The following is a 252-nucleotide window of genomic DNA, read 5'->3' as shown; positions in this document are numbered from 1 at the left end:
CACCGGCCCTCCAAGAGCGGGAACCCTTGGGCCAAGTGGTAGCTGAGCTGGCCTCATCCATCCGAAGCCACACTGCCCCACGCACCAGCGGGGAATCCGGGCTCCGCGTCCTGTCTGTATTGGAAGCTGTCTCCCAAAGTTTGGAAAGTGACGGCCAGGCCACTTTGGTGGCGGGCAACGAGGCAGAGCTCCAGGTTGTGCTGTGACCGGCCTGTCCGGTGCGGCCGTCCTCGTAACCGGTGGTGCCGGGAC

General features: G+C 65.1%; 1 protein-coding gene. It reads left to right on the top strand.

Features of this window, described 5'->3' with window-relative positions; translation table 11 throughout:
- Positions 1–26: 26 nt before the first annotated feature.
- The gene (locus tag SB724_RS21130; protein WP_410572950.1) at positions 27–206 is read left to right on the top strand and encodes a hypothetical protein; all 180 of its coding nucleotides are present in this window, start codon (positions 27–29) and stop codon (positions 204–206) included.
- The last annotated feature ends 46 nt before the right edge of the window (positions 207–252 follow it).

The sequence above is a fragment of the Bacillus sp. SIMBA_031 genome (assembly GCF_046535225.1).
In the GTDB taxonomy this organism is placed as follows: domain Bacteria; phylum Bacillota; class Bacilli; order Bacillales; family Bacillaceae; genus Bacillus; species Bacillus velezensis.
This window is presented reverse-complemented; position numbering and strand designations above follow the sequence as displayed.